The sequence below is a fragment of the Streptomyces canus 299MFChir4.1 genome, assembly GCF_000383615.1.
Taxonomy (GTDB): Bacteria; Actinomycetota; Actinomycetes; order Streptomycetales; family Streptomycetaceae; genus Streptomyces; species Streptomyces canus_C.
The window spans coordinates 90,931-117,172 of sequence record NZ_KB911594.1; the positions used below are offsets into that span (position 1 = coordinate 90,931).

A 26,242-nucleotide genomic window follows, 5' to 3' on the forward strand; every position below is an offset into this window, starting at 1 on the left:
GGGCAAGGAGTGGGTGTACGGGTACGACGGAGGTGGCGGCTACGTATGACGAGCATGTCGAGGGCGAGGGTGGCCCGGCGGATCGCGGCCGGCGCGGCCTACGGCAGCGGCGGGATCGGTCTGATCGGGGCGGCGGGCATGGGCCTGCTGCTGGCGGAGGCGCGGCTGGCCAGACGGCAGGTGGGCAACGGCACGACGCCGCACGTCCCGCAGGCCGAGGGCCGGTACGGCCATGTCTACGCCGCCGCGGGCGATCCGCCCCTGCGTCTGACCATGCTGGGTGACTCCACGGCGGCGGGCCAGGGGGTGCACCGGGCGGCCCAGACACCGGGCGCGCTGCTGGCGTCGGGGCTGGCGGCGGTGGCGGAACGTCCGGTGGAGTTCCGCAACGTCGCCCTGCCCGGGGCCACCTCGGACGACCTGGACCGCCAGGTGGCGCTGGTGCTGTCGGATCCCGAGCGGGTCCCGGACATCTGCGTGATCATGATCGGCGCGAACGACGTCACGCACCGGATGCCGGCGACGCGTTCCGTGCGGCATCTGTCCTCGGCGGTAAGACGGCTGCGCACGGCCGGTGCCGAGGTCGTGGTCGGCACCTGTCCCGACCTGGGCACGATCGAGCCGGTGCAGCAGCCGCTGCGGTGGCTGGCCCGGCGGGCCTCGCGGCAGCTGGCGGCCGCGCAGACGATCGGCGCGGTGGAACAGGGCGGCCGCACGGTGTCGCTGGGCGACCTGCTGGGCCCGGAGTTCGCGGCGAACCCGCGCGAGCTGTTCGGCCCCGACAACTACCACCCCTCGGCGGAGGGTTACGCGACGGCGGCGATGGCGGTGCTGCCGACGGTGTGCGCGGCCCTGGGTCTGTGGCCGGCCGACGAGGACCGCCCGGACGTCTCCCGCCGCGAGGGCTTCCTGCCGGTGGCGAGGGCGGCGGCGGAGGCGGCCTCGGAGGCGGGCACGGAGGTCGCGGCGGCGATGCCGACCGGCCCGAAGGGGCCCTGGGCCCTGCTCAAGCGCAGGCGCAGGCGGCGGGTCCGGGCGACGGAGCCGTCACCCACCACGAGCCCGTCCGGTGTCTGAGAGGAGAGGAGACGGGGGTCCGAGGAGCGGAGGCAGGGTCCGAGGAGCGGAGAACCGGGAAAAGCAAGCGCTTAGACATAGGTCACACCGCCATCCCCGTGACCCAGGCCATACGTACGGGTAACTTCCCAAGCAGCCCAGTCGGAAGAACACCCCCGTAACGCCAATGGAGCCGTGATGCCCGAAGCCGTGATCGTCTCGACCGCCCGCTCCCCCATCGGCCGCGCAGTCAAGGGCTCGCTCAAGGACCTGCGCCCCGACGACCTCACCGCCACGATCATCCAGGCCGCCCTCGCCAAGGTCCCCGAGCTGGACCCGCGCGACATCGACGACCTGATGCTCGGCTGCGGCCTCCCCGGCGGCGAGCAGGGCTACAACCTGGGCCGCATCGTGGCCGTGCAGATGGGCATGGACCACCTGCCTGGCTGCACGATCACCCGTTACTGTTCCTCCTCGCTGCAGACGAGCCGCATGGCCCTGCACGCCATCAAGGCCGGCGAGGGCGACGTCTTCATCTCGGCAGGCGTCGAGATGGTCTCCCGTTACGCCAAGGGCAGCTCGGACGGCCTCCCGGACACGACGAACCCGATCTTCGACGAGGCCCAGGCCCGCACCGCCGCCACCGCCGTGTCCGAGGGCTCCACCTGGCACGACCCGCGCGAGGACGGCCTGCTCCCCGACCCCTACATCGCGATGGGCCAGACCGCCGAGAACCTGGCCCGCGTCAAGGGCGTCACCCGCCAGGACATGGACGAGTTCGGCGTCCGCTCGCAGAACCTCGCCGAGGAAGCCATCAAGAACGGCTTCTGGGAGCGCGAGATCACCCCGGTCACGCTCCCCGACGGCACCGTGGTCTCCAAGGACGACGGCCCGCGCGCCGGCGTCACGCTCGACGGCGTCCAGGGCCTGAAGCCGGTCTTCCGCCCCGACGGCATGGTCACCGCCGCCAACTGCTGCCCGCTCAACGACGGTGCCGCCGCGGTCGTGATCATGTCCGACACCAAGGCCCGCGAACTCGGCCTCACCCCGCTCGCCCGCATCGTGTCGACCGGCGTCTCGGGCCTGTCCCCCGAGATCATGGGTCTCGGCCCGGTGGACGCGTCGAACCAGGCCCTGCGCCGCGCCGGTCTCACGATCGACGACATCGACCTGGTCGAGATCAACGAGGCGTTCGCCGCCCAGGTGATCCCCTCCTACCGCGACCTGAACATCCCGCTGGAGAAGCTGAACGTCAACGGCGGCGCGATCGCCGTCGGCCACCCCTTCGGCATGACCGGCGCCCGCATCACCGGCACGCTCATCAACTCCCTCCAGTTCCACGACAAGCAGTTCGGTCTGGAGACCATGTGCGTGGGCGGCGGCCAGGGCATGGCGATGGTCATCGAGCGCCTGAGCTGACCGCTCAACTCTCCGTGTCCGTACGGGGACTCCGTGTCACTCTTTGGCCCAGAACCGGGGAAACTCCAAGGTTCTGGGCCGATTTGTGATCCAATCTCCCTCAGGATGTGACCTATCTCCCTTCCGAGAGGGATTTGCGCAGCTCAGGGCCGCTCGCCAGCAAGCACCGGACCCAAAGTCCTGTCCGATTCGTGACGTTACGCACTGACAGCTGGATAGTCCGCCCTTCAAGCTGATGTAGGAAGTCGGGGGTCGACTTTGAACCGGGAGTACGTCAGTGAGCGCCATGCCGATCGCCTTGCTGGTCACCACGGCCGCCACGGGCGCCGTGGGCGTCGCCGTCCTGCGCACCCTCATGGTGCTGCGCCGACAGGTCGCCGCCCTGCACGCCGAGCTCGCCAGGAACAACACCGCGGACGTACGGGGTCTCGTCCCGGCCGCGCGTCCGGCAGCCGACGTCGACGAGATACGTGCCGCCGTGGCCGAGGCCCTCGCCGAGGAGCGTGAGCGCGAGCTCGCCGAGGCGCGGGCCTTCTGGGCCGCCCAGGAGGCCCGTGACGCCTCCGAGGCGCCCTCGCTGCTCGGGCTGCCCGACAGCGAGCTGTTCCTGCCCCGGCAGGCCGATTTCGTGGGTCTGGAGCCGCTGGAGCCGGTGTCGGAGTCCTCGGCCGACGCGGACGAGTTCGCCGGCGACAGCCCCGAACTGGCCGCGGCCCGGCGCCGGCATCCCTCCCACCCGGACTTCGTGCCGGTCGGTTCACCGGTCGTGGGCGACCACGAACGCACGGTGGCCACCCTGGAGGAACTCGCCGCCTCCGGCACCGAGCTGGCCGACGTCCGTCCCGGCCCCCTCGGCACCCTGGACGTCTACGTCTTCGCGGACGGCACGACCCTCTGCATGACCCCGGGCCACCGCGAGACGGCCGAACGCCTGTCGGCGGCCCTGCGCGCGGGCGAGAGCGCGGTCCTGCTGGGCGGCTCGGGCGTCTCGGGCGCGTACACGCTGACCTTCGCGTGCGGCGAGGAGAACGTCTACATCCTGGCCGACCGGGTCATAGCGTCCCTGTAGGCGTCACGAGGCCACGGGGTCACACGCCGGCCCGCTGTTGGGCCTGTGCCACCAGTTCCAGCGCTTCTTCCACCTGGCTCTCGTCCGTCAGGACGAGAGCCAAGTCGTGCACGGCCACGGTGATCTGGTCGGCGGCGGCGAACATCCCCGCGTCCGGCATCTCGCGCAGCTCGGTCCCCGGCTCCTCCACGACCTGGGTCCGGCGGGCGAACTCCCGTGCCAGTCCCAGTGCTTCGGCCGCCGCGCCCCGCTGCAACCGGCTCTGCGGCGCGGCCCGCAGACGGTCGGCGAAGTGGTCCACGGCCCGGGTCAGACGCGAAGTATCAGCCACGCGGCAACCGTACGCGTCCGACCGGGACTGTTGCCAACAGGCGAACGCTCAGGCACGGTGACCTGAAGGACCGGCTTACATCCCCTTTGCGTCCGGAGGCGCCGATGTCCCACGTCCTCTCCGAGGAGACCCACCGCAACATGCTCGCCCGCATCCCCCATTGCACCGGTCGTGAAGTGTCCGACTGGCTGCGCACCGTCGACGAAGGCCCGGCCCTCTTCCGCTTCGAGGAAAAGGTCAGCTGGCTCCGCCACGAACACAACCTCGCGTACGGCCACGCCAAGGCGATCATCCACGAGTACGACCTGAGGAGGGCCGCGCGCAGGTACTTCTGAGCTGCGCACATGCCGAAGGGCCCCCGGTCGGAACCGGGGGCCCTTCGCCGTACGAACCGTAACGCCCGTCAGAGCGCCGCGGACTAGTCGCTGCTGTTGAGGATCGCGATGAGTCGCAGGAACTCCATGTAGATCCACACCAGCGTCAGTGTGAGACCGAACGCGGCCAGCCACGCCTCCTCGCGCGGGGCGCCGTAGGCGATACCGTCCTCGACCTGCTTGAAGTCGAGGGCGAGGAAGCACGCGCCGAGCAGCACGCCGATGATGCCGAACAGGATGCCGAGGCCGCCGCTGCGGAAGCCGAGGCCGTCACCGCCACCGAACGCGGCGAACAGCAGGTTGACCACCATCAGCAGCAGGAAGCCGAGCGCGGCCGCCATGACGAAGCCGTAGAACCGCCGGTTGACGCGGATCCAGCCGGCCTTGTACGCCACCAGTACCGCGGCGAAGACCGCCAGGGTGCCGATCACGGCCTGCATGGCCGCGCCGCTCGCGATGCGGTTGTCGACGATGCTGGAGACGACGCCGAGGAACACGCCCTCGAACGCGGCGTACGACACGATCAGCGCGGGCGTGGCCGTGCGCTTGAAGGACTGCACGAGCGCCAGGACCATGCCGATCACCGCGGCGCCGATGCCGATGCCGTACGAGCGCCCGATGTTGGCGTCGTCGACGGGCAGCAGCGCCCAGGCGAGGGCGGCGGTGACGATCAGGATGCCGAGCGTGGTGCCGGTGCGCAGGACGACGTCGTCGATCGTCATGCGGCCGGTGGTCACCGGGGTCTGCGGCGGTGCGCCCTGCTGCAGGCCCTGCTGGGCATAGGGGTTGGTCGCGTACGGGTTGCCCTGCGGCTGCGCGTAGGGGCTGCCCTGCGTGCCCACGGCTGCGCCCCCGGCCTGCGGCGCGGTGTTGAAGCCCGCGTAGCCGTTGTCGCGGCTGAACCCCCGTCGCGAGAAGACCGGGTTGCTGCTCCTCATTTCACTCCTCCATGGCCACCGTGTGTGGACCTTGCCCTCAAGAGTAATAGGTAGGCAAAGGAATGACCCTAGTGCTTGAGGAGGATCTTCCCTCGTTGTGCTGGCCAACACGCTACGCGCGGGCTTGATTCCCGGCACCGGAGGGGCCTCATCCGAAGGGGAAGCCGGTGTACCCCTCGGCGAGGTCGGTCTCGGCGGCCCGCGACCCGGCGATCCGCTCCAGCCGCGCCAGCTGCATCCGGTCCTCGAAGGCGGTGGCGTCGGGCGCCCGGTGCAGGAGGCTCGTCATGTCGTACGAGAACCGTTCGGCCTGCCACACCCGCCGCAGGCAGGTCTCCGAGTAGGCGTCGAGGCGCTCGGCGGAACCGGTCTCCTGCTGGTGTGTCAGCGCCCTCACGAAGGTCACGACGTCCCCCACGGCGAGGTTGAGGCCCTTGGCGCCGGTGGGCGGGACGATGTGCGCCGCGTCTCCGGCGAGGAAGAGCCGGCCGTGGCGCATGGGCTCGTGGACGTAGGAGCGCATGGGGGTGACGGACTTCTGCGTGATCGGTCCCCTGTCGAGCCTCCAGTCGTCGTCCGTCTCGAAACGGCGCTCCAGCTCGTCCCAGATCTCCTCGTCGCCCCAGCTCTCGGCGTCGGTGCCCTCGGGGACCTGGAGGTAGAGGCGGGAGACGGACGGGGAGCGCATGGACAGCAGGGCGAAGCCGCGGTCGTGGCGGGCGTAGACGAGTTCGTCGTGGGAGGGCGGGACGTCGGCGAGGATGCCGAGCCAGGCGAAGGGGTACGTCCGCTCGAAGACCCGGGTCAGCTCCGCGGGGACCGCCTTCCTCGCCACGCCCCAGAAGCCGTCGCAGCCGACGACGTACTCGCATTCCAGGACGTCCTCGCGGCCCTCGTGCCGGAAGCGCACGCGCGGGGCGTCGGTGTCGGCGCCTTCGACGGCCAGGGCCTCCGCCTCGAACAGCAGCGGCCCGCCGTCCTTGAGCTGGAGGGCGATGAGGTCCTTGCAGACCTCGGTCTGGGCGTAGACCGTCACGGACCGGCCACCGGTGAGGGCGGGGAAGTCGACGCGGTGGCGCTTCCTGTCGTAGCGCAGTTCGATGCCGTCGTGCGGGAGTCCCTCGCGGTCCATGCGCTCCCCGGCGCCTGCCGCGCGCAGTACGTCGACCGTGCCCTGCTCCAGGATCCCGGCGCGCTGGCGCTGCTCGACATAGGCGCGGTCGCGGCTCTCCAGGACGACGGAGTCGATGCCGGCGTGATGGAGGAGCCGGGCGAGGAGGAGGCCGGCGGGGCCGGCTCCGATGATGCCGACGGTGGTGCGCATCGGGCGTTCCCTTCGGAGACCTTGTGGCTACGGGCGCAATTGCGCTTGTTCGCGTGGTGAAGTTTTATTCACTTGAGTGAGCCGAGTTTGCGCCGCGGGGTCTGCCGATGTCAACGGTTCTGTGCGGCCGTCCGGCCCGCGGGTGGCTGCCGCGGGCCGGACGGCCGTTCGGGTCAGCGGCTGGGCCAGCCGTCCAGGTGCCGGTGCATGGTGACGTCGTCCTGCGCGTCGCCCTTCGGGGCGTCGGCCACGGCGTCCCGAAGGACCGAGTTGACCTCGGCGGCGAGGGCGTCGGCCCGGGTGCGCAGATCGGTCGCGGGGATGTCGGAGCGGGTCAGGGCGTCCAGCCGACGGTGGACGTCGGCGAGTTGGCGGCGGTGGGCGGAGTCGAGGGTGAGCGGGGCGGGTGTGGAGACGACGAACTGGTAGGCCCCGGCCAGGGTCTGGCAGCCGGTGCAGCTCTTGTTGACGGCGTCGCTGAGGTTCACGGCGTTCAGGCGGGTGTGCTCGCCCGCGACGGTGACGATCTGGAACGACAGCGCGACCGAACGGCAGTCGTCGTCGGCGGTGCAGGCCGACGAGACCGCGTTGGCCTGGTTGCGCACGGAGGCCGCGTTCACCGTGCCGAACTGGCGGATGGTGAACGAGTCCTTCTCCTCCGTGTGGTCGTGGCGGTCGGCGTGGCTGAAGACATGGTCCGACGCGACGGCGACCTTGGCGGGCCCGCCGGTGGCGGCCTGCGCCGGCACGGCGGTCGCCACACCGGCGACACCGGCGGCGAACAGCCCCACGCGAACGGCACGGCGGGTCAACGGGCTGGAAGTACGGGGTTTTCGGTGGCTGCTCAAGGGATCTCCTTGGGTGGATGGATGAATACGGATGTGGGGGGCGGGGGTTGGGGAGAACGGGGCTCGCGAGCGTCTCGGCGAACGGCGAGGCCGGCCCACGGCCCGTCGCCCCACGACGACCACGGGCTCTCCGGGCCGGTCCGGCCCACCCGAGGCGGGATGGCCTGCCACCCCGGATCACGACCCCGGCCGCCAACCACACCCAGGCAGGCAGTAGCCCCACCCGGAGTAGGCCACGGGCCCGCCCCGGCACCGAGTACGAACCACCGGCCACGCCCCGAGAGGGCGGCCGCGAGCCGACGGCCCGGTGGAGGCCACCCGACCGTCCGACCGTCCCGAAGGCAGCCCCCCAGCGACACCCGCCGATCGGGGTGGACCGACCGGCCCTCCCCTCAGGACGCCCCCGGCGAACCGCTGGCCGGTGGCGGGGGCGGGGTGTCCGTGGGCGAGGGCGGGATGCTTTCCGACGGGGTCGGGGACGAGACGGGGGCGGTCGGGCCCGTGCCCGGGGAGGACGGTTCCGCCGCCGTCGACGTGCCCGGCGTCGGGGACGCCGGCCCGCGGGAGGTACCTCCGCTCGCCGAGCCCGGCGCTGCCGCGGACGCCGCCGGTGAGGCGGCCGCCGAGGTGCCGGTGGACGTCCCGGGGGAGGGCGCGTCCGAGCCCGCAGAGCGGCCCGCCGCCGAGGGTGGGACCGCGCCCGGGTCCGTGCCCGCCGGGTCGTCCGCGGTGCCCTTGTCCGAGGTCGACGCGTCGACGTCCGGAGCCGTGGCCTGCCGGGGCTGCGGTTCCTCCGTCGACACCCCGGGCTGGAGGATCGGCGCGATCGGGGGTTTCTTCGGGAGCGGCTGGGGTGTCAGCCCGGACGTCCACGCATAGCTGAGACCCGCCAGCCCGGCGAGCACCACCGCACAGAGCGCCACCCGCAACCGGGGCCGGTCCGCCGTGGACCGTTTCGCGGCCCGCAGGATCCGCCCCCCGATCTTCACGGAGAGATAGACGACGCCGCCCATCGGGATCAGCAGCATCAGACAGCCGAGGACCCCGACGAGTCCCTCGACGATCTGGCCGGCCGCGAAGGCCGCCCCGGTGCCGGAGAACTGCTCGACCATGGACCGGGTCATCGTGGCGATGATCCGGGGCAGGTTCCACAGCCCGTAGCCCATCTCGCCGATGATCAGCGGCACCATGGTGAGCACCCACGCGGCCACGATGGTCCGTGCCGACTTCTTCAGCCCGGCGACCTCTTTGCGGGCGGCCCGTCCCTTCCGGCCCGGGACCAGACTGAGCAGGATCGGCCTGATCTTGCCGTAGAGGTCCGGGACGCCGGCGAGGTCGCCCAGGATGTAGTAGCCGTCGAGCCGTACCGCCGGCATCAGCTGTTCGAGGATCTCGAAGTGCCCGAGATACACCGCGGCGAGGAAGAACTGCTCCCCCGTCGCGAAGTACAGCCCGGCCATGCCGAGCATGAAGACGACGTTGAAGTAGACCCCGCCCAGGTCGGTCCTGATCCGGCCGCCGCGTCCGATCCGGTACACGTCCGTCACGTCCGTGTACATCGACGGCCAGATGAGGAAGATCCCGCAGCCGATGCAGCCGGGCCGGGCACCGCCGTATCTGCACGCGGAGGCGTGGCCGAACTCGTGGAAGACGAGCGAGGCCACGGTCAGCGCGAACACGATCAGGATCAGCACCGGCTGGTCCAGGACCTCCAGGACCGGCTCGATCGCCCCGAAGAAACCGAACAGCCACACGTCCATGGCGACGGCCGTGAGGAGCACGGCCGCGACCACGACCGGCCGGTGCAGCCACGCGAACAGCCCCGCGATCCGTGCCGTGCGCCGCTCGTCGAAGATGACCCGGTGGCCCTTGAGGGCGAGCAGCAGGTCGGAGCGCGGTGCGTCGACCTCGTCGCTCACCTGGCCCTCGGGGACCGTCACGCCGAGCGGTTCGAGCTTCTTCTCCACGAGGAAGCGGATGTTCTCGCCGCTGACCTCGCGGCCGAACCTCGCGCTCACCCGGTGGGCGATCGACTCGGTGTCCCGGACGCCGTCGACGGACGATGCCACCAGGTACAGCAACCGCGACAGCTGCACGACCTGCCCGTCCCCCCGACGGGCGATGTACTTGGGCTCGGTGAAACCCGACCCCTGGTACTCGCCGTGCAGTCGCAGTCCCGCGCTCAGCCGCGGCACGAGCCGGAGTTCGACGACCGGCAGGCTGCCCGTCGCCACCTGCTCGTACGTCACCGGCCAGCCGCCCGGCCCGGGCACCGGCCCGGAGTCGTACAGCGTCGCGGGCCCGTCTCCGAGCACTGTCATATGTGGTCTCCCCCCACGTCCTCCCCGTTCCCCCTTGCATGGCCGTCGGGGTGGGCCGCACCGCTGGTACGGGCGGCCCACCCCGACGGCCGTGGTCACGCCGTCATTGCCGTCGTTACTGCTTGACGACGATCGACTGCGAGGCCTGCGACTCGGCGACCGAGTACGAGGAGTGGTCGTTGAGCGCCGCGGACTGGTTGTCCGCCTGGATGTTGGCGATGTGCTTGGTGACGTTGGTCGTCTTGTTGAAGCTGAACTTCAGACGGCCGAGGGCCTCGCGGCCCGGCAGCAGCTCGGCGGACTCGGTCTCCAGCTCGTGCATGTCCATGCTCATGACGGACGTCCTTTCAGGTGATGCGGATCGGGTTCGAGGTGGTGCGCGGGTGTTACTGGGTGACCGTGATGGTCTGGCCGGCCTGCGAGGCGGCGGCCGAGGCGAAGGAGTGGTCGTTGACGGCCACGGAGGAGTTGTGCGCCTCGACGTTGGCGATGTGCTTGGTGACGTTGGTCGTCTTGTTGAAGCTGAACTTCAGACGGCCGAGGGCTTCGCGGCCCGGCAGCAGTTCCGCGGACTCGGCCTCGAGCTCGTGAGCGTCCATCATGATCAATTCCCCCTCAGGGATGGGCATTTCCGGTCGGACCGAGTCAGGTTCCCCCCACACTCTGTCCAACCTGGTCGGACGTGCTGTCCAACGAGATTGGACACTAGGGCCTCGCGGGGCCACTGCGCAACCCGTTCGGGGAATCACCCTTTCGGCGGCGGGTGGGGCCGCCCGTAGAATCGGCCCCGACATGGACGGTTCCGCCGAGCGGCGAGCAGGAAGTGACCCACCCGTGGCCAACGCACTCCAGCAGTTGATCCGTGAGCGCCTGGACCGCAAGGGCTGGTCCTACGGCGACGTGGCGCGTCGCGGTGGCGTCCCGCGCTCCACCGTCCACCACCTGGCGACCACCGACCGCGTCGTCCGCATGCCCCAGGCGACCACCCTGGAGGGACTGTCCAAGGGCCTGGAACTCCCGTTGGACACCGTCCGCCGCGCCGCCGCGGAGGCCTGCGGCATCCACGTGTACGGCACACCGGCCGGCCAGGACCCCGAGGGCACCGCCGCCCGCCCGGCCGACCCCGAGGTGGACCTCCTGATCGCCAGCCTCCAGAGGCTCTCGGCCGACGACCGCCGCCACGTGGCCGCCCTCGTGGAGTCCCTGCTGGACCGCACCCCGAAGAAGTAACCCCGGGCACCCGGCGCTGCGTACGACCACCCCTCCGGCCACGGATCCCCGGACCGCCGACGGCCACCGGCTCCAGCACCACGCGAGCACCCGAGCGGGCCGACCCACTTGGGGGTCCCGCAGGCACCCGTCCGAGCCGGAGCACCTAGCGGGCCACACACGCGACCGCCCGGGCCGACCCGCCCGCAGGCCCCGCCGACGCCCGGCCGGGGCCACCCGGGTCACGCTTTCCGGGCCCCGCCACCACCCCGGGCGAGCACCCCACCGGCCCCCGACGCCCCGTCAGGAAACGGCCACCTGAGGGTGGCGGGTGGCTTCCTGACGGGCGCCTGGCCGCCACGCAAGCACCGCAAGGCCGGCGGACCGACCCACGCAGCGCGTGCGGCCGTCCGGCACGCACCTCCCCGCCCCCGTCCCCGCACCCTCAACCCCCACCCCTGGCCAAGGAAGTGACCGTCCGGAACCCTGGTCCCGGCGGTCTCCGATCGCGGATGTTCACTCTTCCGTGGAGTCGGAAAAAGAATTTCGACTGTGCCCGACAGCGTCGGCAGCCCCCGCTAGTCTCTCGTCCTGCCCGAGGAGCGAGAGCCGCACGACCCCGGGCTCCCAGGGGGGAATGTGTTGTTCGTGCATGGCGGACCGGCCACGGCCGTGGTCCGTGGGCCCGCCGGAGAATCTGTCGTACTGCTCTCCGGTGAGCTGCCCGAGGTACTGACCGACCAGTCGGTGACCGAACTCCTGGAACTGGCCGCCGTCGTCCTGGACGCGGACGAGCTGCCCCTGTTCCACACCTGTCTGAGAACCCTGCGCCGCGACGGCATGCGCGCCGGCCGCCGCATCGAGATCGACGGTGCCGTACTGACCGTCTACGAGGGTTGAAGACGAGAGGCCGGCCCACGCGTGAGAAGTCATCGCGTGGGCGGGAAAGTGCCCGGAGCCGGACTTGAACCGGCACGCCCGCGAAGGGGCAGCGAGGTTTAAGCTCGCCGTGTCTGCATTCCACCATCCGGGCAGGCCATGGGCTCCGCGTCGAGGTTCCGAGCCTATCGGGGTGCATCCCCCGAACAGTGGTCGGGCGGACCGATGTTGTCTTATTTTATTGACGTCTGAGGGTGCATCAGACCGTGGAACACGCCATCCGCACTTGCCAATAGCGTTCCGTGGGGCACCCGGCCACGCATGCGGAATGACGGAATTTCACCGCCCGAACGAGGACGCTCCACCTGTTCTCTGCAGATTTCCCGATCAGGGACCGCTGTCATCCCCAGGTATGACACCGAGCGGCGCGGTCCCTCCAAAGTCTGCCTTCGGAACCAGAACTGCGGCTGACTACACGGCGGGCTCCGGCCACCACGATGGAAGACGTCCTTCAACGAAGTCGTCCCGCTAGGAGTTCCATCCCGTGACCACCACTCCAGTCGCCGGCCGGACCACCACCGTGGCCGCGCGCGCCACGGATCTGTCGAAGATCTACGGACAGGGCGAGACCCAGGTGGTCGCCCTGGACCGGGTCACCGTCGAGTTCCGGCAGGCCGAGTTCACCGCGATCATGGGCCCCTCCGGTTCCGGCAAGTCCACGCTGATGCACTGCGTGGCCGGCCTCGACACCTTCTCCTCCGGCTCGGTCCGCATCGGCGACACCGAGCTGGGCTCCCTGAAGGACAAGCAGCTCACCAAACTGCGGCGGGACAAGATCGGCTTCATCTTCCAGGCGTTCAACCTGCTGCCGACCCTGACGGCCCTGGAGAACATCACGCTCCCGATGGACATCGCGGGCCGCAAGCCGGACAAGGAGTGGCTGGACTCGGTCATCCGGATGATCGGCCTGCGGGACCGGCTCAGCCACCGCCCCGCCCAGCTCTCCGGCGGCCAGCAGCAGCGCGTCGCCGTCGCCCGGGCCCTCGCGTCCAAGCCCGACATCATCTTCGGTGACGAGCCGACCGGAAACCTCGACTCCCGCTCCGGCGCCGAGGTCCTGGGCTTCCTGCGCAACTCCGTACGGGAGCTGGGGCAGACGGTCGTCATGGTGACCCACGACCCGGTGGCCGCGGCGTACGCGGACCGGGTGGTCTTCCTCGCGGACGGCCGGATCGTGGACGAGATGTACAAGCCCACGGCCGACAACGTGCTCGACTTCATGCGCCTCCTTCCTGGGGGAAACCCCCAGACCCCCGAGTTCGACGCGAAGGGCCGTACCTCCTGATGTTCCGCACCGCCCTGCGCAACGTCCTCGCGCACAAGGCCAGACTGCTGATGACCGTGCTCGCCGTGATGCTCGGCGTGGCGTTCGTGTCCGGCACCCTCGTCTTCACCAACACCATCTCCGAGGCCTACCAGAAGAGTTCGGCCAAGGGCTTCGACCAGGTCGACGTGGCCGTCACCGCCAAGTCCGAGGAGGACAAGGGCAACACGATCGGCAAGAGCCACGAGCTCACCCAGCCGATGCTCGACAAGAGCGCCGAGGTTCCCGGGGCCGCGAACGCCATCGGCGTGGTGAGCGGCTTCACCGCCATCGCCGACAAGGACGGCAAGCTCATCGGCGGCGGCTTCCAGTCGCAGGGCGGCAACTACTACGGCGCCAAGGACCCCCGGTACCCGCTGGCCGAGGGCACCGCACCGCACGGCGCGAACCAGGTCGCGATCGACTCGGAGACCGCGAAGCGGGCCGGCTACAAGGTCGGGGACACCGTGCGCATCTCGGTCGACGGCCCGGTCCTCAAGCCCGTAGTCACCGGCATCTTCACCACCGACGACGGCAATGTCGCGGCCGGCGGCAGCCTCGCGCTGTTCGACACGGCCACCGCCCAGAAGCTGTTCGGCAAGCCGGGGACGTACGACGAGATCGACGTGAAGGCGGCCTCCGGCACCTCCCAGGCCGCCCTGCGGGCCGCGCTGGACAAGGCGCTGCCCGCACACCTGGTGGAGACGGAGACCGGCAAGGAACTCGCCGACAACCAGGCCGAGATGATCTCGGCCTCGATGAGCGGTCTCAAGCAGGGCCTGCTGGTCTTCGCCGGCATCGCGCTGTTCGTCGGCACCTTCATCATCGCCAACACCTTCACCATGCTGGTAGCCCAGCGCACCAAGGAGCTGGCGCTGCTCAGGGCGGTCGGCGCGTCCCGTCGGCAGGTCACGCGGTCGGTACTGGTCGAGGCGTTCGTGGTCGGCCTGATCGCCGCCGTGACGGGTCTGGTGGCCGGCATCGGCATCGGCGCCGGGCTCAGGTCCCTCATGGGCACGCTCGGGGCGACCGTCCCGGACGGGCCGCTCATCATCACACCGGGCACGGTCGGCACGGCCCTCGCGGTGGGCGTCCTGATCACCATGCTGGCGGCCTGGCTGCCGGGCCGCAGGGCGGCGAAGATCCCGCCGGTCGCGGCGATGAGCAGCGTGCACGCGAAGGCGACGACCAAGTCGCTGGTGCTGCGCAACACTCTGGGCGCGCTGTTCAGCGGGGCGGGGGTCGCCGTGATCCTGGCGGCCACGACGATGGACGGCTCGGACGGCCAGGCCCCCATGGGCATGGGCGCGGTCCTCCTGATCGTCGGCGTCTTCATCCTCACTCCCCTGCTGTCCCGTCCGCTGATCGCGGCGGCGGCCCCTCTCCTGCGCGTCTTCGGCGTCTCCGGGAAGCTGGCCCGCCAGAACTCGGTGCGCAACCCGCGCCGTACGGCCGCCACCGCCTCCGCGCTGATGATCGGTCTCACCCTGATCACCGGCATGACGGTGATGGCGGGCAGCCTCCAGAAGTCGATCGACAAGATGGCGTCGGCGGCCGTCAAGGCGGACTACGTCGTCTCCATGGCGAACGGCAACGAGCTCTCGCCCGACGTCGAGAAGAAGCTGGCGAAGGTCGACGACGTCACCGCCGTCAGCCCGCTGCGCAACGCCGCCTCCCGTATCGACGGCGAGACCGAGTACCTGACCGGTGTCAACGGCTCCGCGATCGGGAAGCTGACCGACCTGAAGGTCGACAACGGCACCTTCGAGGTCGGCGGCACCCAGGTCGTCGTGGACCAGGACACCGCCAAGTCCCGCGGCTGGAAGGCGGGTTCCGCCTTCACCGTGCACTACGAGGACGGCAAGGCGCAGCAGCTCACGGTCGCCGGGGTCTACGAGGGCAACGAGCTGATCAGCGGCATCATGGTCGACAGCGCGACGCTCACCCCGCATCTGCGCGACGTCTCCGACATGCAGGTCATGCTGAAGACGTCCGACGGCGCGTCCGCCGCGGCCAAGGACAGGCTGGAGAAGGCCCTCGGCTCCAACCCGGCCATCAAGGTCCAGGACAAGAAGGACCTCTCCGAGTCCATCGCGCAGATGTTCACGCTGATGCTGAACATGCTCTACGGCCTCCTGGCGATGGCGGTGATCGTCGCGGTCCTCGGCGTCATCAACACCCTGGCCATGTCGGTCTTCGAGCGTTCCCAGGAGATCGGCATGCTCCGCGCGATCGGCCTGGACCGCAAGGGCATCAAACGGATGGTCCGTCTGGAGTCCCTGGTCATCTCCCTGTTCGGCGGGGTCCTCGGGATCGGACTGGGCGTCTTCTTCGGCTGGGCGGCCGGTGAGCTGCTCGGCACGAAGATGGCGACGTACGAACTCGTCCTGCCGTGGGCCCGGATGGCGGTGTTCCTGCTGCTCGCGGCGACGGTCGGCATCCTCGCCGCGCTGTGGCCGGCCCGCCGGGCGGCCCGCATGAACATGCTGGCGGCGATCAAGGCCGAGTAGCGGTACGGCACCGGGGGCCCGTCACGGAGGGGGTGGCGGGCCCCTTGTGTGTGCTCAGTTCCAGGTGCGGGCGCGCAGCGGCATCCCGGAGACGCCGGACTCGGGGGTACGGACGGCCAGGACCTGGTTGACGCCGAGATGGTTGCGTTCGAAGCCGAGGGCGCAGGCGGCCATGTAGAGGCGCCAGACCCGGGCCCGGCCCGGACCGGCCAGCCGGACCGCGCGCTGCCACTCGGCCTCCAGGTTGGCGACCCAGCGGCGCAGGGTGAGCGCGTAGTGCTCACGGATCGCCTCGACGTCCCGTACCTCGAACCCGGCCCGTTCCAACTGGGTCACCGTGGAGCCGACGGGGGCGAGCTCGCCGTCGGGGAAGACGTAGGCGTCGATGAACCCGTCGAGGTCGTACGCCGATTCGTCGGACAGCGGGCGCCGCGCGATCTGGTGGTTGAGCAGCCGCCCACCGGGCGCGAGCAGCCGGTACAGGTCCTCGGCGTACTCCAGGTACTTCTCCGATCCCACGTGCTCGGCCATGCCGATGGAGGAGATCGCGTCGTACGGCCCGTCGGCCACGTCGCGGTAGTCCTGTACGCGGATCTCGACCCGGTCGGTCAGTCCGGCGTCGGCGACGCGCTTGCGGGCGTAGGCCGCCTGCTCCTGGGAGAGGGTGATGCCGACGACGCGCACGCCGTACTCGCGGGCGGCGTGGATCGCCATCGAGCCCCAGCCGCAGCCGACGTCGAGGAGCCGCTGCCCCGGCTGGAGCGCGAGCTTGCGGCAGACGAGGTCGAGCTTGTCGTGCTGGGCCTGTTCGAGGGTGCCGTCCGGGCTCGGCCAGTAGGCGCACGAGTACACCATGGACGGGCCGAGGACGGTCTCGTAGAAGCCGTTGCCGACGTCGTAGTGGTGGCTGATGGCGCGCTGGTCGCTGCGCCTGGTGTGCAGATGGCCCCGGGTGCGGCGGATCTCCTCGCGGGGCGGGGCCGGGGGCAGCGGCAGACCGGCGAGCCGGACGAGTCCGAGCAGCGCGGCGCGGGTCCCCGGGTCGCGCAGGACCTGGAGCGCGGAGCGGGTGTCGCCACGCTCCCAGACCAGGCCGGAGACCAAGCCGAGAGCGGTGTAGAAGTCGCCCTCGATGTCGAGGTCCCCGGCGACCCAGGCGCGGGCCAGGCCCAGTTCGCCCGGCTTCCACAGCAGCCGGCGCACGGCGCGGCGGTTGCGTACGAACAGGGTGGGCGCGTCGGGCGGCCCCGCCGTGGAACCGTCCCAGGCCCGGATCCGAACCGGCAGTTCGGATTCCAGCAGCTGTTCGAGCAGACTCTTCAGCCGCAGTGCGGCATCCGCCATGACCCACACCTCCGTGACGAGGATCCCGGATTTGTCCACTCGGGTAAACAACCGAACGGTCATGGTCAATCCCGGAGAAGGCCGAAGGACCTCCCGCACCACGGATGGCGGGAGGTCCTTCGGGGTGGATCAGCGACCGGAGCGGGTCAGGAGGCCTTCGCCTCGGTCTTCTTCGGCTCGGCGGCCGGCACAGGACGCGCGGCCTCGTAGAACTCCTCGCGCGGGTGCTCCATCGCGCCGAGGGAGACGACCTCGCGCTTGAGGAACATGCCGAGGGTCCAGTCGGCGAAGACGCGGACCTTGCGGTTCCAGGTCGGCATGGCCAGACCGTGGTAGCCGCGGTGCATGTACCAGGCGAGACGGCCCTTGACCTTGATCTTCATCTTGCCCATGACGATCATCGCCACGCCCTTGTGCAGGCCGAGACCCGCGACAGCACCCTTGTTGGAGTGGCTGTACTCCTTCTGCGGGAAGCCCCGCATGCCGGAGATCACGTTGTCGCCGAGGACCCGCGCCTGACGCAGCGCGTGCTGGGCGTTCGGCGGGCACCAGGCGTTCTCGACCCCGGCCTTGCGGGCGGCGACGTCCGGGACCTGGGCGTTGTCGCCGGCGGCCCAGATGTAGTCGGTGCCCTGGACCTGGAGGGTCGGGGCGGTGTCCACGTGACCGCGCGGGCCCAGCGGAAGGCCGTAGCGGGCCAGGACCGGGTTCGGCTTGACGCCGGCGGTCCAGACGATGGTGCTGGAGTCGACCTCCAGGCCGTTCTTGAGGACCACGTGGCCGTCGACGCAGGAGTCCATCGAGGTGGAGAGGTAGATCTCCACGCCCCGGCTCTCCAGGTGCTCCTTGCCGTACTGGCCGAGCTTGGGGCCGACCTCGGGAAGGATCTTGTCGGCGGCGTCGACGAGGATGAACCGCATGTCCTCGCGCGAGACGTTGGTGTAGTACTTGGCCGCGTCGCGGGCCAGGTCCTCGACCTCGCCGATGGTCTCCGCGCCCGCGAAGCCACCGCCGATGAACACGAAGGTGAGCGCCTTGCGGCGGATCTCCTCGTCGGTCGTGGAGTCGGCCTTGTCGAGCTGCTCAAGCACGTGGTTGCGCAGGCCGATGGCCTCCTCGATGCCCTTCATGCCGATGCCCTGCTCGGCGAGGCCGGGGATCGGGAAGGTGCGGGAGACCGCGCCGAGCGCGATCACCAGGTAGTCGAAGGGCAGCTCGTACGCCTCGCCGACCAGCGGGGCGATCGTGGCGACCTTGCGGTCCTGGTCGATGGTGGTGACCCGGCCGGTGAGCACCTCCGCCTTCGGCAGCACGCGTCGCAGCGGGACGACGACGTGGCGCGGGGAGATGTTGCCGGCGGCGGTTTCGGGGAGGAAGGGCTGGTAGGTCATGTACGACCGGGGGTCGACGACCGTGACGGTCGCCTCGCCGTAGCGCATCTTCTTGAGAATGCGCCGAGCTGCGTACAGGCCTACGTACCCACCGCCTACTACGAGGATCCTGGGACGCTCCGTGGTGCTCATGGCATCGAGTATCCACCTGCCCCAGGGGGGTCGCTCGTGCGCCCCTTCACAAGCTCTTGGAAGGTGTGTGTTATCCTCCGCGACTCGCGTGATCCACGTCATGGCGCGGAACGGGAACCAGCGTGTAGGGCGACCCGTTGTCAATGCCGCGTGAGCTGCCTCTCTGTGCCGGAAGGCCACCCGTGAGGGACTCTCGCAGCCCCCTCGCAGAACCCCCTCCCGAGGTCCGCAACCCACCGTTTTGAACGTGTTCACACGGGTGCCGGACCCCCGGAAGGGCCAACCGGACCCCCTTCGTCGTCCGACAGGGCCAAATTCCTTGTGAAGAACTTCACGAACTTTCTCGGCGCCACGTCAAAGAGGGGCCCCGAAGGGCCCCTCGGACGCGCTCATACGTTGTTCTGCCTGCTCAGCAGAGGTGCCCGGCAGGCCCTAAGCAAGGGACCACGCGATGCCGTCGAGGATGTCGTGCTCGCTCACGACGACCTCCTCGGCACCGATCCGCTCCATGATCGTGAGCAGGACGAGGGCCCCGGCACCGATGACGTCCACGCGCCCCGGATGCATGGAGGGCACGGCCGCGCGCTCGGCGTGGGTGGAACGCAGCAGCCACTCGGTGATCTCGCGGACCCGGTCGTGGGAGACCCGGGAGTGGTGGATGGCCTCGGAGTCGTACTCCGGCAGCTCCTGTGCGATCGCCGACACGGTGGTGACGGACCCGGCGAGCCCCACCAGCGTGCGCGCCTCGCGCAGCGGCACGGTCTCCTCGGCGAGATCGAGAGCCGCCTCGATGTCGGCCCGCATCGCGGCGATCTGCGCGACGGTGGGCGGGTCGCTGACCACCCCGTCCCGCACCAGGTGCCGCTCGGTCATCCGCACACAGCCGACGTCCACGGAGCGTGCGGCGCGCACATGGTCGTCGCCCACGACGAACTCCGTCGAACCGCCCCCGATGTCCACGACGAGGTACGGCCTGGCCAGATGGTCGCTGCCCGCGAGCTCCCTGGTCGCCCCGGTGAAGGAGAACTCCGCCTCCTGGTCCCCGGTGATGACCTCGGGCTCGACCCCGAGGATGTCCAGGACCCCGCGCACGAACTCGTCCCGGTTCTCGGCGTCCCGGGAGGCGGAGGTGGCGACGAACCGGAGCCGCTCGGCCCCGCGCTCCTTGATGACCGCCGCGTACTCCCGGCACGCGGCGAAGGTCCGCTCCAGCGCCTCGGGCGCGAGCCGCCCGGTCCGGTCGACGCCCTGCCCGAGCCGCACGATGGTCATACGCCGGTCCAGGTCGACCAGTTCGCCGGTCTCCGGGTCGCAGTCCGCCACGAGGAGGCGGATGGAGTTCGTACCGCAGTCGACGGCGGCCACGCGGGTCACTTGGTGTCCTCCTGCTGCTCGGGCAGGGTCACGCAGGCGCCCTTGCGCCACCACTCCGGCAGCATCGCGATCGCCTCGTCGCCCAGCGGGTTGACGCCAGGGCCCGCGGCCAGCGAATGCCCGACCAGGACGTGCAGGCACTTCACCCGGTCCGGCATGCCACCCGCGCTCGGGAAGCCCTCCAGGACCTCGATGGCGTCCCGGCGTGCGAGGTAGTCCTCGTGCGCGGCCCGGTACGCCTTCGCGAGCTCCGGATCGGTCTGCAGCCGCTCCGTCATCTCCTTCATGACGCCGTTCGCCTCAAGCGTGCCGATCGCCGAGGCGGCGCGCGGACACGTCAGGTAGTACGTCGTCGGGAACGGCGTGCCGTCCGGCAGCCGGGGCGCGGTCTCCACGACGTCCGGCTGCCCGCACGGGCACCGGTGCGCGATCGCCCGCAGCCCGCGCGGCGGCCGCCCGAGCTGCTGCTTGAAGGCCTCGACATCCGCGTCGGTCGGCTCGGTGCGAGGCGTGGTCGGCGGGGGAGTTTCCATCTGCCTGAGCTTGTCTTTCTGCTATCCGTCGAGGTCGGTTCACTGGTTGGAGGCGTCGGACTTGTCGACCCCGTCCCAGACGTTCGCGTACCAAGGGCGGTCGGCCGCGCCCTGGTCGGTGCGGGACTGCCTCGCCGCGTCCGGGTCGACGACGATGAAGCCCGTCTCCCCCGGCATCACATAGTGCAGCCGCTGCCGGATCTGCTGCTCAGCGTAGGCGTCGTCCTGCCAGCGCGCCTTGAGGTCGCGCAGCTTCTCGACCCGCTGGGCGGCCCGCGCCTTCTCCCGCTGGACATCGGCGATCTCGGCGCGCTGGGAGACGTACTGCCTTATCGGGTACGCCAGCGCCACCACCAGCGTGCACAGCACGAGGGCGAGCAGCGCGGCCCGGCCGGTCAGCCGGGAGCGGCGGGCCTGCCGTTTGGTCTGGGAGCGGTAGACACGGGCCGCGGTCTGCTCACCGAGCAGCCTGATCCTGGTCGTGGTGGAGAAACGGTCCCGGTCCTTCACGGCCATCGGCTCGCCGCCTCCCCTTCTACGTGCGTACGTCCCCGCACACGGTACGGGACCGGTACGGGGACGTACGTACGACTGGCTAAGGCTTAGCCCTGCCGGGGGCAGGCCTTGACGCCGCTCAGCCCTTGAAGCCGCTCAGCCCTTGAAGCGCGGGAACGCGCTGCGGCCGGCGTACACCGCGGCGTCGTCGAGGATCTCCTCGATACGCAGGAGCTGGTTGTACTTGGCGACGCGCTCGGAGCGGGCCGGGGCGCCGGTCTTGATCTGGCCGCAGTTGGTGGCGACGGCCAGGTCGGCGATGGTGACGTCCTCGGTCTCGCCGGAGCGGTGGGACATCATGCACTTGAAGCCGCTGCGCTGGGCGAGCTCCACCGCGTCGAGGGTCTCGGTCAGCGAGCCGATCTGGTTCACCTTGACGAGCAGCGCGTTGGCGGCGCCGTCCTCGATGCCGCGGGCCAGACGCTCCGGGTTGGTGACGAACAGGTCGTCGCCGACGATCTGGACCTTGTCGCCCAGCTTGTCGGTGAGGACCTTCCAGCCGGCCCAGTCGTCCTCGAACAGCGGGTCCTCGATGGAGACGAGCGGGTAGGCCGCAACGAGCTCCTCGTAGTACTCCGTCATCTCGGCGGCGGAGCGGTCCTTGCCCTCGAACTGGTACTTGCCGTCCTTGTAGAACTCGGAGGCGGCGACGTCGAGCGCCAGGGCGACCTGCTCGCCGGGGATGTAACCGGCTTCCTTGATCGCCTCCAGGATCAGGTCCAGGGCGGCGCGGTTCGACTCCAGGTTCGGCGCGAAGCCGCCCTCGTCGCCGAGACCGGTGGACAGGCCCTTGCTCTTCAGGACCTTCTTGAGGGTGTGGTAGACCTCGGTGCCCCAGCGCAGCGCCTCGGAGAAGGACTCCGCGCCGATCGGGGCGATCATGAACTCCTGGATGTCCACGTTGGAGTCGGCGTGCGAGCCGCCGTTCAGGATGTTCATCATCGGCACCGGCAGCAGGTGCGCGTTCGGGCCGCCCAGGTAGCGGAAGAGCGGGAGGTCGCTGGCCTCGGAGGCGGCGTGGGCGACGGCGAGGGAGACGCCGAGGATGGCGTTGGCGCCGAGCGAGCCCTTGTTGTCGGTGGCGTCCAGGTCGAACATCGCCTGGTCGATCAGACGCTGCTCGGTGGCGTCGTAGCCGACGAGCTCCGGGCCGATCTGCTCGATGACGGCGAGGACGGCCTTCTCGACACCCTTGCCCTGGTAGCGGTTCGGGTCACCGTCGCGCAGCTCGATGGCCTCGAAGGCGCCCGTGGAGGCGCCGGACGGGACGGCGGCACGACCGGTGCTGCCGTCGTCGAGGCCGACCTCGACCTCGACCGTGGGGTTGCCTCGGGAGTCCAGGATTTCCCGGGCTACGACGACGTCGATGGACGGCACGAGCATCTCCTTCTTGGGATGTGACACGGTCCGCCGGGACCGCGGTGGGTTCTGCGAGACCGAGCCTAACCGGCTCCGGAGGATCGGCCACCGTGTGGACCGCCCCCTGGACAGAACCGAGAGTAAATTGTTTCTGAACTGAACAAAGACGTCCCGGCACCGGGGCAAGAAAAAACCCCGCTCCGGTGCGTACGGGGGAACACGCACCGGAGCGGGGAGCCCGTGGGGACGGGGGGTGACCCTCACGAGGCCTTCATCCTGAAGGACACGCCTGCGAGGGCACCGTGGTTCAGCCGGGTCTTACTTGAGGTGCAGCTGCTGACCCGGGTAGATGAGGTTCGCGTCCTCGATGATGTCCTTGTTCAGCTTGAACAGCTTCTGGTAGCCGCCCTTGACCTTGTGCTTCTCGGCGATCGAGCTGAGGGTGTCACCCTTGACGACCTTGTACTCGCCGTCACCCTTCTTGACCTTCTTGCCGGTCGGGGTGGTGACGGTCTTCTTGGCCGCCGGGCGGTCGGTCGAACGGGAGGCGCTCTGCTCGTCGGTCGAGCGGGTGCTGGTGCCCGAGTTCGAGGAGCTGGAGTTCGAGCTGGAGGAGGACGAGCTGCTGCCGCCGTTGTAGCCGGCGCTGGACAGGCCCGTGCCGCAGACCGGCCAGGCACCCTTGCCCTGCGAGGCCAGGACCTTCTCGGCGACGGCGATCTGCTGGGACTTGCTGGCCTGGTTGGCCTGCGCGGCGTACTGCGTGCCGCCGTACGCGGCCCAGGTGGAGGCCGAGAACTGCAGGCCGCCGTAGTAGCCGTTGCCGGTGTTGATCGACCAGTTGCCGCCGGACTCGCACTGGGCGACGGCGTCCCACTCGGAGGCGGTGGCGGCAGAGGCGTTGCCGGCCGCCATCAGCGGGGCGGCGATGGCGACACCGGTGACGCCGGCCAGAGCGGCGACGCGGGTGGCCTTGGAAGGACGACGGTGCTTGCCCTTGCCGGAAAACAGCATGGTGGATCCCCTCACCGACGCCTGCGAGGTGAGCTGTCGGGTTCGGGCCGGTTGAGTTGCCCGGTCGCACACCCTGCGGTGCGCGGCTTCACCCCAAGCCGGTTCCGGCGGCCTTTCGGCCGTGAGACCCCGTGAGGCCTCAACTTCCGGACCCGGCGCTTACCTTGGGTCCCCCGCTCCTGCCTACGGCGCTTGACGCGACGACTGTTCCCGTACGGCCGCTGGCAGGATTCGGCGTTGCGACAGACGGGGCTCGGGTTGCCGAGCGGTCACGACCGTAGACACGCGCTCGGCGGAATTTCAAAGACGATCAGGGCTTCTGAGACTCATCCCACACTTTCACCAAAGTGGACATTCAGTGCGAAGTGTGACGTGAACTGCCGCTGTTTTTCTGGGCTTTTCAGCCCTATTCAGCCCCTGTGTCGAGCGTCTGACCGGCCACGATGTTGCTCGGGTCGACCCCGATGCGGTCCTTGTTCTCGGCGTAGAGGGCGCGCCATCCGCCGTCGAGACCAAGGGAGTCGGCGATGGAGGCAAGGGAGTCGCCCTCCTGGACGACATAGGTGGCGGCGGCATGCCGGCCGGCCGGGGCAGAGGCTGTGCTCTTCGTCGCACTCTCCTCCGCGCTGCCACCGCGGTGCTTGCCGGAGCCGAGGGCTCCGACGTCCACGAGGGCTGAAGAGCTGCCCTCCTGCCACGACTTGTCCGCTTCATTCTCTTCTGTGCCGACCACGGGCGAGCTGTCGGACGGCTGCGCCTGCTTCCCGGCCGAGCCGCCGGATCCCGAAGAATCCTTTTTGTCCTGCTTGGCGGAACTGTCGTCACCGGAGGGAGAGGACGACGGCGTCGCGGACGAACCGTCCAGCGCGTCGAGCAGACCGGAAGACCCCTCGGAGCCCGACGAGTTGGAGGAACCGGATGAATCAGACGAACCAGACGAGCGGGACGATCCGGACGCCGAGGCCGAGGGCGTACCGCTCCCCACACCCGTGTCGACGTCGGCCGAGCTCGAGTCCTTGCTGAGGCCGCTGAGCAGACCGCAGGTCGGCCACGCGGCGATGCCCTGGTCCGCGAGGAGCTTCTCCGCCACGGCTATCTGCTGGTTGCGGCTGGCCAGGTCCGCGGTCTTGGCGTATTCGAGGCCGCCGTACTTCTCCCAGTTCTCCTGGGACATCTGGAGGCCGCCGTAGTAGCCGTTGCCGTCGTTCGCACTCCAGGAACCGCCGCTCTCGCACTCCGCGACATGGTCCCACGTGGTGCCGGTGGCGGCGCTCGCTCCGGTCGCTCCGAGCAGTGGGATCGCGATGGCGGATCCCGTCACACCGGCCGCTACGAGGAGAGCCGGAGCCTGACGGGGGCGACGGTGACGACCGTTCCCGGAGAGCATGGAGGGACCTTTCCCGAGACAGCAAGTACTGGCGTGGTGAGTGGTGCGGGACACCGCGCTGGTCCGTGAACGTATAGGGATTCGATCACTTGTCACAAGTTAATGCCGCGTAGATCACGTGAAGATCACAGACTTGAGGGCGTGTCATGTTTAAACGGACCCAGGCGGGGATAGCCCGGACCCCTCGGTCCATTACCGGACGGGCGTGAACTCCACGGGCAAATTACGCAGTCCACGCATGATGAGCCCACCACGCCAGCGCAAATCAGCTGAATCCACCGCGAGTTGAAGGTCCGGGAGTCGGGTGAGGAGCGTGGTGAGCGCGGTCTGGCCCTCCAGACGGGCGAGCGGGGCACCGAGGCAGTAGTGGATGCCGTGGCCGTAACCGAGGTGCTGATTGTCACGGCGGGACAGATCGAGCACATCGGGGTCGGCGAACCGCTCCGGATCCCGGTCCGCGGCGGCGAGCACGACGAGCACCGGGTCCCCGGCGGCGATGTCCTGCCCGCCGATCCGCAGGGGTTCGGTGGCGAATCGCCAGGTGGCCAGTTCGACCGGGCCGTCGTAGCGCAGAAGTTCCTCCACCCCGGTCTCCAGCAGGTCCCTGTCCGGTCCGGCCAGGGACTCCTGCAGCCGGTTCCGCTGCTCGGGGTGGGTGAGGAGGGCATACACGCCGTTGCCGACCAAGTTGACCGTGGTCTCGAAACCTGCGAACAAAAGAATGAAAGCCATGGCCGCGGCCTCGTTCTCGGTGAGGTGCTCACCGTGGTCGGAGGCGCGGATGAGGGCGGAGATCAGGTCCTCACCGGGGGCGGGCTCCTCGGGCAGCGCCTCCCGCTTGCGGTGGATGAGTTCGGCGAGATAGCCGCGCATCTTCTTCACGGACCGCGCGACCCCGCCCCGCGGGCCTCCGCCGTGCCGGATCATCATGCCCGCCCAGTCCCGGAAGTCGTCCTGGTCCTCACGGGGGACGCCCAGCAGGTCGCAGATCGCGTAGATGGGGAGCGGGAAGGCGAAGTCGTGGATGAGGTCGGCGGTGCCGGTGGCCGCGAACCCGTCGATCAGACGGTCGGTCAGCTCCTGCACCCGGGGGGCGAACTCGGCGACCCTCCTGGGCGTGAACGCCTTGCTGACGAGCCGTCGGAGCCTGGTGTGGTCCGGCGGGTCGATGTTCAGCAGATGCGTCATCAGCTCCGCCTTGCGCTCCCCCGGGATACCGGTCTTGCCCTTGGCGTGCGCGGGTTCGTCATGGTGCGCGGGGTTCTTGCTGAGCCGCTGGTCGGCGAGGGCCTGCTTGGCATCGGCGTAGCGGGTGACCAACCAGGCCTCCACTCCACTGGGCAGCCGTGTCCTGTGCACGGGGGCGTGCTCGCGGAGCCAGGCGTAGGCGGGGTAGGGATTGGTGGCGAACTCCCATGAGAAGAGCTCGGGGGTGGGGGGTGCGAGGGCGGGGGTGGTGGGCGCGGGGGTTGCGGAGGGGTGGTCGGTCACTCCTTGACGTTATCTGGCGGG

24 protein-coding genes, 1 tRNA gene and 1 riboswitch are annotated in these 26,242 nt (G+C 69.9%); of the genes, 8 read left to right on the forward strand and 17 right to left on the reverse strand.

Translation table 11 applies throughout. From position 1 onward, the window contains the following. The first annotated feature begins 45 nt into the window (after positions 1-45). The 3 genes from H293_RS0126230 (at position 46) to H293_RS0126240 (ending at position 3,544) form a co-directional block, all read left to right on the forward strand. Positions 46-1,077 (forward strand): SGNH/GDSL hydrolase family protein, encoded by a 1,032-nt coding sequence (locus H293_RS0126230; RefSeq protein WP_020120815.1) that lies wholly within the window; start codon positions 46-48, stop codon positions 1,075-1,077. A gap of 177 nt (positions 1,078-1,254) precedes the next feature. After that, complete coding sequence (locus H293_RS0126235; protein WP_020120816.1) at positions 1,255-2,475, forward strand: acetyl-CoA C-acetyltransferase; 1,221 nt, start codon at positions 1,255-1,257, stop codon at positions 2,473-2,475. Between the two features lie 277 nt (positions 2,476-2,752). Further along, the gene (locus H293_RS0126240) at positions 2,753-3,544 is read left to right on the forward strand and encodes a hypothetical protein (RefSeq protein ID WP_028808212.1); all 792 of its coding nucleotides are present in this window, start codon (positions 2,753-2,755) and stop codon (positions 3,542-3,544) included. Positions 3,545-3,563: 19 nt separating this feature from the next. Here H293_RS0126240 and H293_RS0126245 read toward each other — a convergent pair whose 3' ends face one another. Beyond that, positions 3,564-3,845 (reverse strand): hypothetical protein, encoded by a 282-nt coding sequence (locus tag H293_RS0126245; protein ID WP_020120818.1) that lies wholly within the window; start codon positions 3,843-3,845, stop codon positions 3,564-3,566. 134 nt (positions 3,846-3,979) lie between these two features. Here H293_RS0126245 and H293_RS0126250 point away from each other — a divergent pair, with 134 nt between their 5' ends. Further along, positions 3,980-4,210 carry a DUF4287 domain-containing protein gene (locus H293_RS0126250; protein ID WP_020120819.1) on the forward strand — a complete coding sequence of 77 codons (231 nt, stop codon included), beginning with the start codon at positions 3,980-3,982 and terminating at the stop codon, positions 4,208-4,210. Between the two features lie 83 nt (positions 4,211-4,293). Here H293_RS0126250 and H293_RS0126255 read toward each other — a convergent pair whose 3' ends face one another. From H293_RS0126255 to H293_RS0126280, 6 genes are all read right to left on the reverse strand, one after another. Then, complete coding sequence (locus tag H293_RS0126255; protein ID WP_020120820.1) at positions 4,294-5,187, reverse strand: Bax inhibitor-1/YccA family protein; 894 nt, start codon at positions 5,185-5,187, stop codon at positions 4,294-4,296. 148 nt (positions 5,188-5,335) lie between these two features. Next, positions 5,336-6,511 (reverse strand): 4-hydroxybenzoate 3-monooxygenase, encoded by a 1,176-nt coding sequence (locus H293_RS0126260; RefSeq protein ID WP_020120821.1) that lies wholly within the window; start codon positions 6,509-6,511, stop codon positions 5,336-5,338. Positions 6,512-6,684: 173 nt separating this feature from the next. Then, a complete protein-coding gene (locus H293_RS0126265; protein ID WP_028808213.1) occupies positions 6,685-7,359 on the reverse strand; it encodes a hypothetical protein in 675 nt (224 codons plus the stop codon). A 392-nt stretch (positions 7,360-7,751) separates the two neighbouring features. After that, positions 7,752-9,680, reverse strand: a complete 1,929-nt coding sequence (locus tag H293_RS0126270) for a zinc metalloprotease (protein WP_020120823.1) — start codon at positions 9,678-9,680, stop codon at positions 7,752-7,754. A 115-nt stretch (positions 9,681-9,795) separates the two neighbouring features. Then, a complete protein-coding gene (locus H293_RS0126275; RefSeq protein ID WP_007382551.1) occupies positions 9,796-10,014 on the reverse strand; it encodes a hypothetical protein in 219 nt (72 codons plus the stop codon). A 52-nt stretch (positions 10,015-10,066) separates the two neighbouring features. After that, the gene (locus H293_RS0126280) at positions 10,067-10,282 is read right to left on the reverse strand and encodes a hypothetical protein (protein ID WP_020120824.1); all 216 of its coding nucleotides are present in this window, start codon (positions 10,280-10,282) and stop codon (positions 10,067-10,069) included. A gap of 232 nt (positions 10,283-10,514) precedes the next feature. On the opposite strand from H293_RS0126280, the gene H293_RS0126285 reads away from it, so the two are divergent. Together H293_RS0126285 and H293_RS0126290 are read left to right on the forward strand one after the other, a co-directional pair. Next, positions 10,515-10,910 (forward strand): helix-turn-helix domain-containing protein, encoded by a 396-nt coding sequence (locus H293_RS0126285; RefSeq protein WP_020120825.1) that lies wholly within the window; start codon positions 10,515-10,517, stop codon positions 10,908-10,910. A gap of 618 nt (positions 10,911-11,528) precedes the next feature. Continuing rightward, positions 11,529-11,789: a hypothetical protein gene (locus H293_RS0126290; protein WP_259294540.1), complete on the forward strand. Its 261-nt coding sequence runs from the start codon at positions 11,529-11,531 to the stop codon at positions 11,787-11,789. 49 nt (positions 11,790-11,838) lie between these two features. On the opposite strand, the gene H293_RS0126295 is transcribed toward H293_RS0126290, so the two are convergent. Beyond that, a tRNA-Leu gene (locus H293_RS0126295) sits at positions 11,839-11,922 on the reverse strand. A 390-nt stretch (positions 11,923-12,312) separates the two neighbouring features. Here H293_RS0126295 and H293_RS0126300 point away from each other — a divergent pair. Next, positions 12,313-13,113, forward strand: a complete 801-nt coding sequence (locus H293_RS0126300; protein ID WP_020120827.1) for an ABC transporter ATP-binding protein — start codon at positions 12,313-12,315, stop codon at positions 13,111-13,113. Beyond that, positions 13,113-15,641: an ABC transporter permease gene (locus tag H293_RS0126305; protein ID WP_020120828.1), complete on the forward strand. Its 2,529-nt coding sequence runs from the start codon at positions 13,113-13,115 to the stop codon at positions 15,639-15,641. Before H293_RS0126300 ends, H293_RS0126305 begins: the two co-directional genes overlap by 1 nt. A 54-nt stretch (positions 15,642-15,695) precedes the next feature. On the opposite strand, the gene H293_RS0126310 is transcribed toward H293_RS0126305, so the two are convergent. From H293_RS0126310 to H293_RS0126350, 9 genes are all read right to left on the reverse strand, one after another. Then, positions 15,696-16,985 carry an SAM-dependent methyltransferase gene (locus tag H293_RS0126310; RefSeq protein ID WP_028808214.1) on the reverse strand — a complete coding sequence of 430 codons (1,290 nt, stop codon included), beginning with the start codon at positions 16,983-16,985 and terminating at the stop codon, positions 15,696-15,698. Positions 16,986-17,131: 146 nt separating this feature from the next. Continuing rightward, a complete protein-coding gene (locus H293_RS0126315; protein WP_078612667.1) occupies positions 17,132-18,508 on the reverse strand; it encodes an NAD(P)/FAD-dependent oxidoreductase in 1,377 nt (458 codons plus the stop codon). A 432-nt stretch (positions 18,509-18,940) separates the two neighbouring features. Then, the gene (locus H293_RS0126320; RefSeq protein WP_020120831.1) at positions 18,941-19,882 is read right to left on the reverse strand and encodes a Ppx/GppA phosphatase family protein; all 942 of its coding nucleotides are present in this window, start codon (positions 19,880-19,882) and stop codon (positions 18,941-18,943) included. After that, a complete protein-coding gene (locus H293_RS0126325) occupies positions 19,879-20,415 on the reverse strand; it encodes a DUF501 domain-containing protein (protein WP_020120832.1) in 537 nt (178 codons plus the stop codon). The genes H293_RS0126320 and H293_RS0126325 overlap by 4 nt, the downstream gene beginning before the upstream one ends. Before the next feature lie 39 nt (positions 20,416-20,454). Next, the gene (locus H293_RS0126330) at positions 20,455-20,931 is read right to left on the reverse strand and encodes an FtsB family cell division protein (protein ID WP_020120833.1); all 477 of its coding nucleotides are present in this window, start codon (positions 20,929-20,931) and stop codon (positions 20,455-20,457) included. 135 nt (positions 20,932-21,066) lie between these two features. Continuing rightward, positions 21,067-22,353, reverse strand: coding sequence for a phosphopyruvate hydratase (gene eno / locus H293_RS0126335; RefSeq protein WP_007382562.1), 1,287 nt, complete (start codon positions 22,351-22,353; stop codon positions 21,067-21,069). A 294-nt stretch (positions 22,354-22,647) separates the two neighbouring features. Continuing rightward, a complete protein-coding gene (locus H293_RS0126340) occupies positions 22,648-23,343 on the reverse strand; it encodes a transglycosylase family protein (RefSeq protein WP_020120834.1) in 696 nt (231 codons plus the stop codon). A 3-nt stretch (positions 23,344-23,346) separates the two neighbouring features. Then, a riboswitch (cyclic di-AMP (ydaO/yuaA leader) is annotated at positions 23,347-23,544 on the reverse strand. Between the two features lie 205 nt (positions 23,545-23,749). Beyond that, a complete protein-coding gene (locus H293_RS0126345; protein WP_028808215.1) occupies positions 23,750-24,730 on the reverse strand; it encodes a LysM peptidoglycan-binding domain-containing protein in 981 nt (326 codons plus the stop codon). A gap of 192 nt (positions 24,731-24,922) precedes the next feature. Beyond that, positions 24,923-26,221, reverse strand: a complete 1,299-nt coding sequence (locus H293_RS0126350; RefSeq protein ID WP_020120836.1) for a cytochrome P450 family protein — start codon at positions 26,219-26,221, stop codon at positions 24,923-24,925. Between the last annotated feature and the right edge of the window lie 21 nt (positions 26,222-26,242).

Excerpts from the sequence above, each read along its gene's own strand:
- H293_RS0126235 (WP_020120816.1), top strand. The coding sequence starts at position 1,255 with ATGCCCGAAGCCGTGATCGTCTCGACCGCCCGCTCCCCCATCGGCCGC.
- H293_RS0126255 (WP_020120820.1), bottom strand. The coding sequence starts at position 5,187 with ATGAGGAGCAGCAACCCGGTCTTCTCGCGACGGGGGTTCAGCCGCGAC.
- H293_RS0126280 (WP_020120824.1), bottom strand. The coding sequence starts at position 10,282 with ATGATGGACGCTCACGAGCTCGAGGCCGAGTCCGCGGAACTGCTGCCG.
- H293_RS0126325 (WP_020120832.1), bottom strand. The coding sequence starts at position 20,415 with ATGGAAACTCCCCCGCCGACCACGCCTCGCACCGAGCCGACCGACGCG.
- H293_RS0126250 (WP_020120819.1), top strand. The coding sequence starts at position 3,980 with ATGTCCCACGTCCTCTCCGAGGAGACCCACCGCAACATGCTCGCCCGC.
- eno (WP_007382562.1), bottom strand. The coding sequence starts at position 22,353 with ATGCTCGTGCCGTCCATCGACGTCGTCGTAGCCCGGGAAATCCTGGAC.
- H293_RS0126275 (WP_007382551.1), bottom strand. The coding sequence starts at position 10,014 with ATGAGCATGGACATGCACGAGCTGGAGACCGAGTCCGCCGAGCTGCTG.
- H293_RS0126270 (WP_020120823.1), bottom strand. The coding sequence starts at position 9,680 with ATGACAGTGCTCGGAGACGGGCCCGCGACGCTGTACGACTCCGGGCCG.
- H293_RS0126340 (WP_020120834.1), bottom strand. The coding sequence starts at position 23,343 with ATGCTGTTTTCCGGCAAGGGCAAGCACCGTCGTCCTTCCAAGGCCACC.
- H293_RS0126230 (WP_020120815.1), top strand. The coding sequence starts at position 46 with ATGACGAGCATGTCGAGGGCGAGGGTGGCCCGGCGGATCGCGGCCGGC.
- H293_RS0126305 (WP_020120828.1), top strand. The coding sequence starts at position 13,113 with ATGTTCCGCACCGCCCTGCGCAACGTCCTCGCGCACAAGGCCAGACTG.
- H293_RS0126260 (WP_020120821.1), bottom strand. The coding sequence starts at position 6,511 with ATGCGCACCACCGTCGGCATCATCGGAGCCGGCCCCGCCGGCCTCCTC.
- H293_RS0126315 (WP_078612667.1), bottom strand. The coding sequence starts at position 18,508 with ATGAGCACCACGGAGCGTCCCAGGATCCTCGTAGTAGGCGGTGGGTAC.
- H293_RS0126330 (WP_020120833.1), bottom strand. The coding sequence starts at position 20,931 with ATGGCCGTGAAGGACCGGGACCGTTTCTCCACCACGACCAGGATCAGG.
- H293_RS0126345 (WP_028808215.1), bottom strand. The coding sequence starts at position 24,730 with ATGCTCTCCGGGAACGGTCGTCACCGTCGCCCCCGTCAGGCTCCGGCT.
- H293_RS0126310 (WP_028808214.1), bottom strand. The coding sequence starts at position 16,985 with ATGGCGGATGCCGCACTGCGGCTGAAGAGTCTGCTCGAACAGCTGCTG.